General features: G+C 71.1%; 9 protein-coding genes (1 of these 9 only partly in view). 3 read left to right on the plus strand and 6 right to left on the minus strand.

All coding sequences use genetic code 11. The features are described 5' to 3' along the window. From ACTJKJ_RS16885 to ACTJKJ_RS16895, 3 genes are all read right to left on the minus strand, one after another. A protein-coding gene (locus ACTJKJ_RS16885; RefSeq protein ID WP_440821141.1) for a DUF885 domain-containing protein crosses the window boundary here: on the minus strand, positions 1 to 1,830 show its 5' portion. 120 nt of this gene lie to the left of the window's left edge; only the first 1,830 of its 1,950 coding nucleotides appear in the window; the start codon lies at positions 1,828 to 1,830; its stop codon lies beyond the left edge, outside the window. Positions 1,831 to 2,137: 307 nt separating this feature from the next. Further along, positions 2,138 to 2,713, minus strand: coding sequence for a hypothetical protein (locus ACTJKJ_RS16890; protein WP_440821142.1), 576 nt, complete (start codon positions 2,711 to 2,713; stop codon positions 2,138 to 2,140). Between the two features lie 350 nt (positions 2,714 to 3,063). Then, positions 3,064 to 4,194 carry an NAD(P)/FAD-dependent oxidoreductase gene (locus ACTJKJ_RS16895; protein ID WP_440821152.1) on the minus strand — a complete coding sequence of 377 codons (1,131 nt, stop codon included), beginning with the start codon at positions 4,192 to 4,194 and terminating at the stop codon, positions 3,064 to 3,066. Positions 4,195 to 4,446: 252 nt separating this feature from the next. Here ACTJKJ_RS16895 and ACTJKJ_RS16900 point away from each other — a divergent pair, with 252 nt between their 5' ends. Together ACTJKJ_RS16900 and ACTJKJ_RS16905 are read left to right on the plus strand one after the other, a co-directional pair. Continuing rightward, positions 4,447 to 5,475 (plus strand): amidohydrolase family protein, encoded by a 1,029-nt coding sequence (locus ACTJKJ_RS16900; RefSeq protein WP_440821143.1) that lies wholly within the window; start codon positions 4,447 to 4,449, stop codon positions 5,473 to 5,475. A gap of 75 nt (positions 5,476 to 5,550) precedes the next feature. After that, on the plus strand, positions 5,551 to 6,234 hold the full coding sequence (locus ACTJKJ_RS16905) for a YitT family protein (protein WP_297382843.1): 684 nt from the start codon (positions 5,551 to 5,553) through the stop codon (positions 6,232 to 6,234). A gap of 9 nt (positions 6,235 to 6,243) precedes the next feature. Here the strand turns inward: ACTJKJ_RS16905 and ACTJKJ_RS16910 are convergent, their stop codons facing one another. The 3 genes from ACTJKJ_RS16910 to ACTJKJ_RS16920 all read right to left on the minus strand — a co-directional run bounded on the left by ACTJKJ_RS16910 (position 6,244) and on the right by ACTJKJ_RS16920 (position 13,452). Further along, on the minus strand, positions 6,244 to 8,160 hold the full coding sequence (locus tag ACTJKJ_RS16910; RefSeq protein ID WP_440821144.1) for a reverse transcriptase domain-containing protein: 1,917 nt from the start codon (positions 8,158 to 8,160) through the stop codon (positions 6,244 to 6,246). 316 nt (positions 8,161 to 8,476) lie between these two features. Continuing rightward, the gene (locus tag ACTJKJ_RS16915; protein WP_440821145.1) at positions 8,477 to 10,258 is read right to left on the minus strand and encodes an SWIM zinc finger family protein; all 1,782 of its coding nucleotides are present in this window, start codon (positions 10,256 to 10,258) and stop codon (positions 8,477 to 8,479) included. Beyond that, positions 10,210 to 13,452, minus strand: coding sequence for a hypothetical protein (locus ACTJKJ_RS16920; protein WP_440821146.1), 3,243 nt, complete (start codon positions 13,450 to 13,452; stop codon positions 10,210 to 10,212). Before ACTJKJ_RS16920 ends, ACTJKJ_RS16915 begins: the two co-directional genes overlap by 49 nt. A gap of 151 nt (positions 13,453 to 13,603) precedes the next feature. On the opposite strand from ACTJKJ_RS16920, the gene ACTJKJ_RS16925 reads away from it, so the two are divergent. After that, entirely contained in the window at positions 13,604 to 14,146 is a 543-nt protein-coding gene (locus tag ACTJKJ_RS16925) for a hypothetical protein (protein ID WP_091727512.1), read from the plus strand. The last annotated feature ends 63 nt before the right edge of the window (positions 14,147 to 14,209 follow it).

Genomic DNA, 14,209 nt, shown 5'->3' on the forward strand with positions numbered 1-14,209 from the left:
CGCGCCGACCCAGTCGTCGACCACCTGCTCGAGCACGGTCAGCGGCACGTCGCCGGTCAGTAGCACCGTGTTGTGGAACTGCTTGATGTCGAAGCGCTCGCCGAGCTGCTCGCGGGCGCGCTCGCGCAGCGCCTCGATTCGCAGCCGGCCCAGCATGTAGGCGCAGGCCTGGCCCGGCCAGGTGACGTAGCGGTCGACCTCCTGCGGGGTGATGCCGTAGTCGATGGCCTGCTGGCGGGTCCACTTCATCGCATGCAGGCCGGTGTCGACCACCAGTCGGCGGGCGCGGAACAGCGCCCCGTACAGCTGGCCGAGGTGGCCGACCGGATCGCCGTCATACCAGCCGTTCTCGACAGCGAGCTGCTCGGCGTACAGCGCCCAGCCCTCGACGTAGGCCGAGCCGGCCGAGAACGCGGCGCGGCGGCGGAAGTAGGGCAGGTCCCTGGCCTCCATCTGGATCGCGAGCTGGAAGTGGTGGCCCGGGATGGCCTCGTGGTGCACCAGGGTCCGCATGTCCGCGATGTCGTAGGTGGGGCCGGCCAGCGGCGCCCAGAACACGCCCGGCTGGGAGCCGTCCGGCGCCGGGGTCGTGTAGTGGGCGGCGGCGGTGGGCTCGGTCAGCGCGGGCTCGCGGCGCACCTCGACGGGCGCCTTCGGCATGACGTCGAACAGCAGCCGGGCGCGCGCCTGGGCGTCGCGCAGGTAGGCGGTGTAGCGGTCCAGCAGCTGGACCTGCGGGGCGGCGTCCTTGGGCTGGCGGTCGGCGTCCATCTTGCGATAACGCTGCTCGATGCTGCCCTCGGCGTAGCCCAGCTGGCGCAGCAGGCCGTCCATCTCGGCTTCGATGCGGGCGACCTGCTTCAGGCCGATCGCGTGGATCTCCGCCGGCGAGAGCTCGGTGGTGGTGTTGGCGCGCAGCCGCGCGGCGTAGAACCGGTCGCCATCGGGCAGGCGCCAGACGCCGGCGTCATCGGTGGTCCGCGGCAGCTGCGCGCGCAGCAGCGCGAGGCCGCGGCGCCACGCCGGCACGATGGAGCTCGCGACGATGGCCTCGGCCCGCGCGCGGGCGCGCAGGCGGGCGGCGGCGTCCATGTCGGGCAGGGTCGCCATGCGTTCCGCCAGCGACACCACCAGCGGGTTGTCCGCCGGCTTCGGCGCGACGAACTGCTCGATCTGGCCGACGGCGGTCGCGGTGATGAAGCGCGGCATCAGCATGCCCTTGGCCTGCGCGGCGCGGGCGCGGACGATGCCCTGGTCCATCAGCGCGGCCAGGCCGTCCATGCGCTGCAGGTAGCTGCGCACGTCGGCCGCGTGGCGCATCGGGTGTTCCTGCACGAGGAAGGTGATCGGGCCGACGTGCACGCCGTCCATGTGCTCGAAGACGTAGGGGTGGTCGAGGAACTCGCCCTCGGCGACGTTCTGCCGCATCGTCCAGGCCATCAGCGCGGCGGAGGTGCGCTGCGTCGGCGACAGCGCCTCGCGCGGGAAGCGCGCCAGCTCGGTCAGGGCGCGGCGGTCGCGGGCGATATCCGCGAGCTCGTCCTCGCGGGAGAGCGAATTCCACTGCCCGTCGAGGCGGGCCTGGACCTCGCCCTGGAAGTACTGCATGCGGGTGGCATGCTCCGGCGCATGCCGCATGCGCTCGGCGGCGACGCGTTCGGCCCAGGCGTCGAAGCCGGCGGCGCTGAAGTCGTTCGAGGCGCTCGAGGTGGCGGCCGGTGTGGCCAGGGCCTGCATCGCCGGCGCGGCCAGCACGCCGCCCAGTCCGGCCGCGAGCACGCTGCGGCGGCGCACGGCGGGCGCGGCGCCGGATCGGATCGTCTTGGTCATGTGATCTCCCTGGTCGACGAAGCGTCGATTGGAACGGCCGGCAGGGTAACCGGCTATTCGTCACTCCCGGGTGTCAGGGCGTGTCCGCCGCGACAGGGGCCGCCCGCGCGTTGACCAGGACACCCTTGCCACCTCGGGGCCTCTTCACTAGACTTCGCGGCTCAAGATCTACCTGGGCGGAGTGGAAAGGGTAGAGCCACCCGAGCGATCGGGTCCCAGCTGGACTGGGAGTTCGCGGTCAACGCGATAGAGAACCCCGCATGCGACGGCCACCTCTGGTGGCCGTCTGTCTTTGTCGGGCGATGGCTCAGCCGGAGATGCGCCGGCGCAGGGCCGTTGCCCTCAACAGCGTGAGGAACGAGATCTTCCGCCGCGCGCGCAGGCGTCCTGGGGGCGCGTCCTCGATGACGTAGCCGGACTGCACCTGCAGGATCAAGCGCCCCTTGCGCTTGTTGTCGCGTGAGACTTCGAAGAAGACCACGTAGCGTCGCGGCAACGACGCGGTGTCATCGAGAGGCACGGACGTCACGTAGTTCGGCGGATGGTCGCGCGCGATCTGGATGGATCGCTTGCGCAGGTCCTTGATCAGGTGCGGCAGATGGCGCCGCGAGAGCTCGTATCGCTCTTCGCAGAGCACGCGGACCTCCCGGCCATCGTCGAAGAGTTCGCCGGACGGGATCGCCAGACGCGTTCGACCGTCACGGGCCAGCGACCGGGTGAAGCAGTGGCAGGAGAACAGCACCACCACGGTGACCTCGAAGCCGAGTCCAGGATCGACGCGGAACGCGAAAGGCTCCAGATGGGAAAGCTCCCACGGAACGCCGCAACGCGCGACGCCCGGGAAGCGATGGTGCGAGCGCACCGCTTGCAAATGATCAGCCATGGGGGCGTCCGTGATGACGGCATCGTCATCGGACGGACGAGGAGGGGCTTGCGCTTTGGAATCACACATGACGGGCCTCGCAGCGACGGGGCGGTCATGGTTCTGGCCAGGCGCAATGAACGCCTTGCGCTCGATCAAGGGTGCCTTGCGTCAAGCGACAGCGAAGCAGACCGTCGCATCGAGGCGACCGTCGATGAGTGCTTTCACGCTGGACGCTGACTGCCTCGTGCAGGCTGGATGCCCTGCACATTGGCCCGAGCGGTTTCGGGCCGGAATCGGCTCAAGGCATGCCTGGCGGGTTTGCCTGGCTCGCGAGCGCGTCGTTCCGGAGGCGGGACGACAGGGAGTCGCTACACGTACTGCGCCGCCGCATGCGCCGAGGCCCAGGCCCACTGGAAGTTGAAGCCGCCCAGGTGGCCGGTGACGTCCAGGACCTCGCCGATGAAGTACAGCCCCGGCGACTTGAGCGATTCCATGGTCTTGGACGACACCTCCTTGGTGTCGACGCCGCCCAGCGTCACCTCCGCCGTGCGGTAGCCCTCGGTGCCCGCCGGCACCACCTGCCAGGCCGACAGGCGCTGCGCGATCTGCTCCAGCTCCGCGTGGGCGTACTGCTTGATCGGCTTGGAGACAAACCACTGCTCCGCGATCAGCGTGGCCATCTTCTTGGTGAACAGCTCGGCCAGCAGCGTCCGGAGCTCGGCATTGGGCCGGTCGTTGCGCTGCTGCGCCAGCCAGGCCGGCACGTCCAGGTCGGGCAGCAGGTTGATCTCCACCGCCTGGCCCGGCAGCCAGTAGGACGAGATCTGCAGGATCGCCGGGCCGCTCAGGCCGCGGTGCGTGAAAAGGATGTTCTCGCGGAAGCTCTTGCCGTTGCAGCTCACCAGGCAGTCGACCGAGGTGCCGCTGAGCTCGTTGCACAGGTCCTTGAGCTGGTCGGTGATGGTGAACGGCACCAGCCCGGCCCGCGTCGGCAGCAGTTGGTGACCGAACTGGCGAGCCACCTGATAGCCGAAGCCGGTGGCGCCCATGGTCGGGATCGACAGGCCGCCGGTGGCGATCACCAGCGACTGGCATTGCATCGGCCCCGCCGAGGTCTCGAGCCGGTAGCCGGCTTCCGTCTTCTCGATCCGGTCGACCGAGGTCTCCAGCATCGGCGTGATGCCGACGGCCTCGCACTCGGCCAGCAGCATGCGCAGGATGTCGATCGACTTGTTGTCGCAGAACAGCTGGCCCAGCTTCTTCTCGTGGTGCGGAATCTGATGCTTGTTGACCAGCGCGATGAAATCCCACTGGGTGTAGCGCGCCAGCGCCGACTTGCAGAAGTGGGGGTTCTGCGAGAGGAAATTGGCCGGCTCGGTGTAGAGGTTGGTGAAGTTGCAGTTGCCGCCGCCGGACATCAGGATCTTCTTGCCGGCCTTGTTGGCGTGATCCACCAGCAGCACGCGGCGGCCGCGCTGCCCGGCCAGCGCGGCGCACATCAGTCCCGCGGCACCCGCGCCAATGATCACGACATCGGTGTCCCGCACGTCCTGCACAAACTTCCCTTCGACCTGTGAATCGCTGCCCGGCGGCGCGCGGAGGGCGCATCGCGGCGGGCGCGGGAGCTTAACGCATCCGGCTCCCCGCTCTCGCGCCGCCATGCCGGATCTGAATAGCAGCTAGTCCTGGCCATACCTAGGACGATGGAGCCGGGCTGTCCACAATCCGCCGCAGCCGATAGAAGGACCCCCATGATCATCGACGTCCACGGACACTACACGACGGCCCCGGCGGCGCTGGGCGCCTGGCGCGACCTGCAGGTCGCCGCGCTCAAGGACCCGGCGAAGGCGCCCAGCGCGAGCGCGCTGAAGATCTCCGACGACGAGCTGCGCGAGTCCATCGAGACCAACCAGCTCAAGAAGATGACGGAGCGCGGCTCGGACCTGACCATCTTCAGCCCGCGCGCCAGCTTCATGGCGCATCACATTGGCGACTTCCAGACCTCGTCCACCTGGGCGGCGATCTGCAACGAGCTCTGCGCTCGGGTGGCGGCGATGTTCCCGGATCACTTCGTCGGCGCCGCGATGCTGCCGCAAAGTCCCGGCGTCGATCCCGCGAGCTGCCTGCCGGAGCTGGAGAAATGCGTCCGCGACTACGGCTTCGTCGGCCTCAACCTGAATCCCGATCCATCCGGCGGCCACTGGACCAGCCCGCCGCTCACCGATCGCCATTGGTATCCGCTCTACGAGAAGATGGTCGAGCTGGACGTCCCCGCGATGATCCACGTCAGCACCAGCTGCAACGCCTGCTTCCACACGACCGGTGCCCACTACCTGAACGCCGACACGACCGCCTTCATGCAGTGCCTGACCGGAGACCTGTTCAAGGACTTCCCCACGCTGAAGTTCCTGATCCCGCACGGCGGCGGTGCGGTGCCCTACCACTGGGGGCGCTTCCGCGGCCTGGCGCAGGAGCTCAAGAAGCCGCTGCTCGACGAGCACCTGCTCGACAACATCTTTTTCGACACCTGCGTCTATCACCAGCCCGGCATCGACCTGCTGACGAAGGTGATCCCGGTGAAGAACGTGCTCTTCGCGTCCGAGATGATCGGCGCGGTGCGCGGCATCGATCCCGAGACCGGGCACTACTACGACGACACCAAGCGCTACATCGAGGCCACGCCGCACCTGAGCGACGCCGAGCGGCACCTCGTCTACGAGGGCAACGCGCGCCGCGTGTTCCCGCGGCTGGACGCGCGGCTGAAGGCGCAGGGGCGCTGAGACGCGCCCAGGGAGAAGCGCCAGCCGCCCCGCCTGCTGCGACACTCCCGGCATGCTTTCTGCTTCGTGCCTGGGATGAGCGCCACGCCCAACGACCCCACCCCGCCGTCCGCCGCTGCACCTGCCGCTGCACCCGCCGCCGTCGAGCCGCTCGCCGACCTGGCGATCCGTTCGCACACGCCTTTCGAGGATGCGCAGGCGATCTTCACCGGGACGCTGTTCGTGTCGCTGGCGCTGATCCTGTTCGCGCAGGTCGGCTTGCTGACCGGCGGCACCGCGGGCGCGGCCTTCGTGCTGCACTACGCGACCGGTGTCAGCCTGGGCAAGCTGTTCTTCCTGATCAACCTGCCGTTCTACTGGTTCGCCTGGACCCGCATGGGCCGCGAGTTCACGCTCAAGACCTTCGTCTCGATCGCGCTGCTGTCGGTGATGACCGAGTTCTCGCCCAAGCTCTTCGCCATCGACCGCATCCATCCGGCCTATGCCGCCATCCTGGGCGGCGCGCTGCTCGGCTCGGGCTGCCTGTTCCTGGCGCGTCATCGTGCCAGTCTCGGCGGCGCGACCATCGTGTCGCTCTACCTGCAGAAGGCCAAGGGCTGGCGCGCCGGCAAGGTGCAGATGGCCATGGACTGCGCCATCGTGCTGCTCGCGCTCACGGTGGTCGATCCGGAGCGGGTCGCGTACTCGGTGCTCGCGGCGGTGGTGATGAATCTCTTCATCGCGGTCAACCACAAGCCCGGCCGCTACGCCGTGCTGTGAGGTCCGCGCTCAGCGCCGGAACAGCAGCGCGTTGACCAGCACCAGCAGGCCGATGCCGAGCCAGAACTCCCACCAGCCGCGGTCGCGCGACTTGATGCGCAGCAGCAGGTGGATGACGCCGGCGTACAGGATCAGCTCCGACTTGAGCCCGGCGGCGATGCCGAGCAGCAGCGCGAACTGCTTGACGTAGAGGAGCCAGGGCCGATCAGCCCCGGCCGCGCCCGGCGCGACGCCCACCGAGCGGCGGGCGGCGCGCTGGGCCTCGTGGTCCGCCAGTCGCTGGGCCTGCTCGGCCCGGCGCTGATCGGCGCGGCTCGGCGCGGGCGGCTTGCCGCCGCGGCGCGCGGTGCGCTCGTCGTTGAGGCGCGCCTGCCGCGCCGCCTTGATCTGGCCGGCGGTCTGCTGCAGCACCGGTTCCGGAGGCTCCGCCGGTTGCCACCAGGCGCCACGCGCGAGCACGGGCGCCTCGCCGGCCGCGGCCTTCTGGCGGAACAGCGCACCGAAGGCGGAGCGCCGCTTCGCCGCGCCGCCCGGCAAGGCCAGGGCCTGCTTCAGCAGCGGCGCGCCTTGCTCGCGGTCCACCATCGCGACGAAGCGCCCGTAGCCGACGAGCACCTCGCGCGTGGCCGGCTGCCCCTGCCAGGTCGCCGCCTCGACGCCCTCCCGCGACGCCTTGTGCAGCGCGGCGCGCAGCTTGCGGCGTTCCTCGCGCGAGACGGAGGGCTTGTCGTTGACGACCACGCCGGTGACCTCCTGCCGGGAGCCGGCGCGCATCACGCGCTGCTTGTCCGGATGCGGCGTGAAGCCTTCGTCCTTCAGCACGTGGCGCACCTGCCGCAGCAGCGTGCCGACCTGGCCCGCGCCCTCGCCGGAGGCTGAGAACGTCAGGTCGTCGGCGTAGCGGGTGTAGGCGAAGCCCAGCTTGTCGGCGATGCCCTGCAGCCGCCGGTCCATCCTGCGGCACAGCACGTTGGTGAGCATCGGGCTGGTCGGCGCGCCTTGCGGCAGCACGCGGTCGCGGCCCTTGCCGCCGACGAAGAAGCGCTCGCCGTCGACCTCCAGCTCGTCACAGGGGTTCTCGCTGCACAGCAGCGCCAGTATCGTGGCGACCCGCTCGTCGTAGCCCAGGCCGCGGAACACGCCCTTGATGCGCGGGAAGGTGATGGTCGGGAAGAAGTCCTGGATGTCGAGGTTGATCACCACCTCGCGCCCCGCATGCGGCGTGGCGTTGGTGACGATGCTGCGCCCCGGCAGGAAGCCGTGCGCGGCGGCATGGCTGGGCACCTTGGCGAGCACCTGGTCCAGGACCCAGTACTGCGCGCGCTTGAGCCGCGGCATCGGTGCCGAGATGGTCCGCTGCCCGCCGGTCTTCTTCGGCAACAGGAAGCGGCGGTAGTGGGACGTGCGCGCGACCTCACGATGGAAGCACAGGAACTTGAGCTCGGGCAGCGTCAGCCCCATCGCGCCGGCCAGCGCGAGCGGCGTCGCGAGGGCGGGAAGCCCGTCGGCCAGCGGCCGCACCGGCGCACCGGCGGCAGCGGGCCGCAGGCCGCCGGACACGCCCTCGCCCAGGTAGCCGGCATCGGTCTTGCGCGCCTCGTGCCAGCGCAGCGCGCGCTCGTGGCGGCGCTGCTCGCGGGCCTGCGCGGTCGCCTCGCGCTTCGCGCGGGCCTGCGCCAGGCGCTCCTCGCGCATCCGCTTGAGCGCCGCTTCGGGATCGCTGTGGCTGCGCAGTTCCTGCTGCATGTCCTCCAGCGCCTTCATCAGCTCGAGCTCGCGCTGGATCAGCGCGGCCTCGATCGAGGGCTTGCCTTCGCCCGCGGGCCAGAAGCCCAGGCGCTGCATTTCCTCGAGGACGAAGGCGTCCTTGGACGAGGCGCGGATGCGCTCGATGATCTCGGCGCGGGTGGGGACGCGGTCGCTCATGCGGCGCCTCCTGGGAGCGGCGCCGGCGACGCGGCGGACAAGCGGTGGAAGGGGAAGAAGGGGAGTGCAGCGCGCTTCTCGTCGAAGAGCCTGGAAGGCTTGAGGGACGGGCGCTGTCCACTCGACGCCGCGCGCACCACCGTCGCACGATTCGCTTCAGGGAAGCCCCATGGGAATCTGCGACGGTGGTGCTGCGCGGCACAGTGAAGACGGCGCCCGTGACGCATGGAACGGCAGGTGGCAAGGACGGCGAAACACCGTCCGGGTTGCAAGAGCCTGCGCGCTGCACTCGAAATCAGTTTAACCACAAGCATCGTCATGCCGCCTCCGGACGGGTGCCAGGCGTTGCGGCCGCGACGGCGTCCGGCGCCGCCGGCGACCATTCGGCCAGCCGCGGCTGCGCGAGCTGGCGCAGGGCCAGCAGGTGCGCGCAGGGGCCGCGACGCAGGCGGTTCTGACGATGGAAATTGCAATCGCATTGCCCGTCGACCAGCTGCTGGTCGGCGTTCAGGACCAGGCGCGGCGCGTGGCTGCGGTCCTTGAGCCGGACCTCGCCGTCGATGACCAGGCGCTGTCCTTGCGGCGTGATGTCGCGCAGCTTGACGCGCTTCTCGTGGATCAGCGCCAGCGCGATCGATTCCTCGGGGCTGGAGAAACGCAGCGTCGCCAGCGGCAGCGGCTCGCGCGTCAGTTCGCGCCAGGCGTAGCGGCCGCTGGGCAGGTCGAAGACCGCGCGGCCGGCCTGCACCCACAGGCCGAGCGCCGCGTCGACATCGCCGCGGGGCAACTGCGTCCGCGAGGCCAGCTCGGCCGACGAGGCCGTCCATTGCGACTGCAGCGCCGCGGCCACCGACAGCGTCGTCGCCTCGGCGACCTCGTGCCGCGGCTGCAGCAGGTGGAAGCGGCCGGCATCGGACCAGTCGTTGGCGGTCCAGCCGGACAGGCCCAGCGTGACGGTGATGTCGCCCAGCTCGATGACCCAGAAGCTGGGCATGCCTGATCCCAGCAGGTGCACGCGCACCCGCGTGGCCAGCGCGATCAGCCGCTCCAGCGTCAGCAGCCGGCGGCGTCCCCAGACGCGGATCGTCTGCGGCGCGGTCAGCGGCGCGCCGACGATGGCGCTGCGGCGCGCGGTGAAGACCTGGTTCCAGGGCTCGAGCACCATCCGCGCCGGCCCGCCCGGCGACAGCTCGAAGCGCAGCGAGCGCGGCCCTGTCCGCTCCTTGCGCTGGCGCAGCGCGGCGCACAGGTTGTGCAGGTCCATCGGATGCAGTTCGACGACGGTGGCCGGCAGCGTCATCGCGCTGGACACCTGCAGGAAGCCGCGGACCCAGCTGTCGGGCAGGTCGATCTTCTCCTCGCGGAAGGCCGGGTCGTCGCCGGTGGCGACGGTGAAGCCGGCGGGATCGAGCTGCAGCCGCGTCGCCTTGTAGTCGCGGATCTTCTGGAACTCGTCGTGCAGGCTGGCCGAGTAGTCGATGTTGGTCGTGCCGCAGGCCATCTCGCCGGTGCGGTCGAACACGTCATGCCGCACGCTGACCGCGCAGTAGGTCGATTCGTCCTGGCTGAAGGCCTCGAACAGCAGGCGCTCCGGATGCACGGTGATGACCGGGTCCAGCACGTACCAGGCGTCGCGGTGGTTCCAGAACAGCCAGTTGAAATAGGCCTGCTGCGCCTTGTAGAAGGGCGCGAGCACGCGTTGCTTGCTCGCGCGCAGCGTGCGCAGCTCGGTGTTCAGCGCCTCGCTGGACTGCTTGAGTTCGGCCGAGCGCGACATGAAGCGCGCCAGCAGCGATTGCTCGTTCTCCGCCAGCCACTGCCGGTAGACGGACTTGTCGCGGCCGCGGTAGCGCTGGTCGCTGACGACGACGGCATGCAGGGCCGACATCGCTTCCCGGAACGCCAGGTGCGCGTGCGACGCGCTGCGCAGCAGGCCGTCGAAGGCGGTCGGCGGCCGCAGCGTGTCCGGCGCGAAGTGGAAGGACTGCGACGCCGCGGTGTCGTCGACGGTCGTGCTGCCGTAGTACTTGTAGCGGAACTGCATCGTCGTCAGGCCGGGTCGGCGGTGGTCGTGGTGGCGCCGGCGGGCGAGTGCCACCTCAGGAAGGGCAGCGCGATGCCGGGATGCCGCGCGGCGATGTCGCGCAGGCCGGCGATGTACTGCGGCTTGTCGGTGAGGCTGGCGGTCACCACCTGGCGCGCGAAGATCTCCGCCACCACCTCGGCGGTCTCCGGCGCGGCGATCTGCGCGCGCAGGAAGGCGGTGACGCGGGACTTGGCGGCGCGGCCGCGATGGACCTGGCTCAGCACCGTGAGGAAGTAGGGCGTCAGCGCGCGCAGCTGCCTCGCCAGCCGGGGCGCGTCATCGGTGGGCAGCTCCAGCAGCCATTGCGTCACGAAGAGCTGCACCTGCGTGCCGGGGTGCTGGCTCAGGCGCGTGAGGCACAGCGACGCATCGGCGGCGCTCATGCGGCGCACCAGTCGCGCGCGGCCCAGCGCCTGCACCCAGGCCTGCGGATGGTCCACCCACGCGATCAGCAATTCGACGGCGAGGGACTCGTCCGGCAAGCGCTCGCCGAAGAGCGTCCGCGTGTACGCGATCGCATCGTCGAAGCTCGATTCGGCCAGCGGCAGCAGCTGCTCGGACTGCTCGTGCGAGGGCACCGGCGGCAGGCGGATGTCGAGCGCCCGCATCGCCCAGGCGCGCACGCCGGCATCGGCATGGCGGACCAGCGTGGCGAGCTGGCGCAGCGAGAAGTCGTCCGGGGTCAGCGTGGTGAGCGTCCAGGCGCCGTAGCGCTGCGCGCCGGTGCTGCGGGCCTGCAGCGCGCGCCAGCTGCCGGCGGCGTCGCGGGCCGGCGCGTGCGGCGCGAGGTCCTGCGTCAACCAGCGCAGCGCATCGGCATGGGCGCCTTCGCCGCTTTCCGTCTGGAACAGCGAGCGATGCAGGCGGTCGGCGACCTGGCGGGCGAAGTCGGCGTCCTCGCGCGCCACGCGCAGCAGCGCCGGTCCGATCGCGGCGCGGATGCCGGCATGGGCATGGGTCGCGAGATCGCCGATCAACTCGATCTGGCGGCGCAGCACCTCGTCGGGCAGCGCCGCCAGCAGGCGCACGCCACCGGCGCGACGCTCGGGATCCTCCGCGGTGATCAGCCGCGTCATCAGCGCCGGCGGCAGCAGCGCGACGCCGGCGGGATGCAGCAGCAGCCAGCTCACGCCCACGCGCACGACGGCGGCCGACGGATGGTCCAGCAGCGGCAGCAGCGCGCCGAGCCGCGGCATCACCGCCTCGGACGCGGCCGGCGCCAGCGGGCCGGCCAGCAGTTGCTCGATGAGCGTCGCGCCCTCGTCCAGGCCGGGGTCGGCGGCATCGACCGCCAGCAGCGCGGCCAGCAGCTCCTCGATCAGCGGCTGCGGCGGCGCGAGCAGCGCCAGGCCGTGGCCCTGCTTGCGGGCGCGCTCCTGCCCGCTGAGCAGCAGCGCGACGACCAGGTCGGCATGGCCGGCGAAGCGGCCCGGGTCGCCGGCGATGTGCAGCAGCGCGTAGTCCCGCGCGCCGGCATGGGCGCTCGCGGCCAGCAGCTTCAGCCAGGGCACCTGCGCGGCGGCGTCACCGGATTCGATGTGCGCGCGCGCCGCGGCGAAGCCGGTCTCCGCGGCGGTCGCATAAGGGCTGCGCAGCAGGGTTTCCAGCACCGCCGGCGCTTGCTGGCGCATGAAGTCGGCATGGTCCTGCAGCGCCCGCGCGACGACGGCCTGCACCAGCGCGCTGCGGCTCGCCATCGCCAGGCGCAGCAGCGCCTCGGGATGCGCGTCCCACATCGCGCGCAGGCCCTCGGGCCGCTGCGGGAGCGCGCGCGTCACGTCGAGGGGCTCCCGCGTCCACACGCGCCGCGTCCGCGCGCCGGTGCCCAGCGTCGGCAGCGCCGGCAGCAGCAGGCGCGACACCAGCAGCCAATGCGCGCCGGCGGGGAAGTGGCGCTCGGTGCGCGTCGTCTGCAGGCGATGCCATTCGATGTGGGTCTCGGTGACGGCGGCGGGCACCTCGTCGTCGCGCAGGCCCAGCAGCAATTCGACCGCCAGCACCGGCGCATGCGGATGCCCGATCGCCGCCAGCCGCCGCAGGCCGCGCCAGCCGCGCAGGCGCAGGTACTCGCGGGTGCGACGGCCGTAGGCGCGCGCCGGCTTGCGCTTGCTGCCGGCGCTGCGGACGATCCACTCGCCGGTGGACGGGTCCAGGTAGTGGCGCGTCGTCAGGCCGCCCTGGGCGGGACGGGTGTTCTCGAAGCGCGCATGCAGCAGGCCGAGGACCTCCGCGTCGCGGCGCAGCTCCGCGGTCTTGTAGACGTAGCGCAGCGCCTGGAAGGCCTCGGCCTGCAGGGGCAGCGCGCGCAGCAGGCTCAGCAGCTTCGCGCGCACGTCGGGGCGGATCAGGGCGAGGTCGTACCAGTCCTGCAGCAGGTCGGGCCAGTCGAGGCGGCGGGCCTCGAGCGCGTCGAGCAGCGCGAGCACCAGCGCCGGGCCTTCGGCCGGCAGCGCGAGTTCCGCGGACCACTGGCTCGCGGCAACCTCGAGGTGCGACTGCAGCGCCTCGGGCGCCAACAGCATCAGCCGGGCCTGGTGGGCATACCGTTTCGTGGCCGGGCTGCGGCCGCGCTCGGACAGCACGGCCATGGCCTCGGCCGCACCGGGATCGCCGAGCCGGCCGATCGCGGCGGCCAGGCAGAGGTCGAGCAGGTCGGAGCCGCTCTCCAGCAGCTCGACCAGTCGCGGCACCAGTGACCGGAGCGCGCGCTGCGCGGCGGGATCGGCTTCGCTGCGGTCGCTGCATTCGGCGACGCGCCAGGCGGCGCGAGCGCGGCGATCGTCGGGTTCGAGCGTCCAGCGAGCCGGCGCGAAACGGGCCACGAGCGCGGCGATGGCCGGCGGGACCGGGCCGGCAGGGGCGCCCGAAGGTGTGGAGGCCTTGGGAACGGAGGGGGAGGAAAGCGGGGCCGCGGCGCTCTCCGGCTCGACACCGAGCGCCTCGAAGCCGTCGCGGCGCAGCAGCGTCTCGCCCGCGGCGAGCCGGCGGCGCAGGAAGTCCAGCGCGCGGCGCTGCGCCTCGGTCAGGGTGCAGGGCGTGGCGGTCAGCGACGACTCGCCGCTGTCCCGGCGGATGTTGACGACGTAGCGGGCCGCGTCATCGCTGCCAGTGCGGCCGGCGGGCCGGTCGAGCTCGACCAGTTCCACCGTGCAACGGCGCTCGCGCGGATGGACGCGGATCAGCGTCGCGGATGCGATCTTCCTCAAGTGCTTCTCCCCCCTGCGACGGGCGATTCTAGGGGGGCGATGCCGACCTAGGGATGGGCCCTTTCGGGGGGGCTGCCTAGTCTGGCTCACGGCTTCTTCACGGCCCGATCCCGGGCGGTGGCCGCGATGCGGGATGCGCAGGGAGACGACCATGCCGACACGCCAGCTGATGGTGACGCAGATCAAGTGCCTGGACGACACGAGCGAGGGCGACGGCGGCGACTCGCCCTACGTGCTGGTGTTCATGGCCCACCGCAACGTACCGGGCGGCAAGCTGATCCGCGTGCGCGATCCCGATTGGGACAACCACTTCCTGAAGGGCCGCATCGTCAACACGCGGCAGATCGTCGACGAGGCCGAGGCCGGCGGCGCTTTCGTCTTCGCCTGGCTGCTGGAGGAGGACTGGGATCCGGACCTGGGCAGCGGCGGCGTGCTGCAGCTGATGCTGCAGTCGATCTGGAACGTCTATGGCCAGAGCGGCTGGTCCAACCTGACGGCGGCGCAGCTGCGCTCGATCGTGGGGCCCAAGCTGTCCAGCCTCGTGTCCAGTTCGCTGTCCAACGACGAGTACCTCGGCTGGCACAGCTTCGTCGTGCCGACGGTGACGACGGAAACCGCGCTGTCGCCGCTGAACTACGGCGGCGACGGCGGCAGCTACAAGCTGACCTTCACGGTGAGGATCAAGGGCGGCTGAGCCCTCGGTCCTCCCATGCGGGCGCCGCGTTTTCCAGGGCCTCCCTAGCCCGGCGTCCCGGAC

This window comes from Roseateles sp. 22389 (genome assembly GCF_052044995.1).
Classification (GTDB): domain Bacteria; phylum Pseudomonadota; class Gammaproteobacteria; order Burkholderiales; family Burkholderiaceae_C; genus Roseateles.

Excerpts from the sequence above, each read along its gene's own strand:
- ACTJKJ_RS16890 (WP_440821142.1), bottom strand. The coding sequence starts at position 2,713 with ATGGCTGATCATTTGCAAGCGGTGCGCTCGCACCATCGCTTCCCGGGC.
- ACTJKJ_RS16905 (WP_297382843.1), top strand. The coding sequence starts at position 5,551 with ATGAGCGCCACGCCCAACGACCCCACCCCGCCGTCCGCCGCTGCACCT.
- ACTJKJ_RS16925 (WP_091727512.1), top strand. The coding sequence starts at position 13,604 with ATGCCGACACGCCAGCTGATGGTGACGCAGATCAAGTGCCTGGACGAC.
- ACTJKJ_RS16910 (WP_440821144.1), bottom strand. The coding sequence starts at position 8,160 with ATGAGCGACCGCGTCCCCACCCGCGCCGAGATCATCGAGCGCATCCGC.
- ACTJKJ_RS16895 (WP_440821152.1), bottom strand. The coding sequence starts at position 4,194 with ATGTGCGCCGCGCTGGCCGGGCAGCGCGGCCGCCGCGTGCTGCTGGTG.
- ACTJKJ_RS16900 (WP_440821143.1), top strand. The coding sequence starts at position 4,447 with ATGATCATCGACGTCCACGGACACTACACGACGGCCCCGGCGGCGCTG.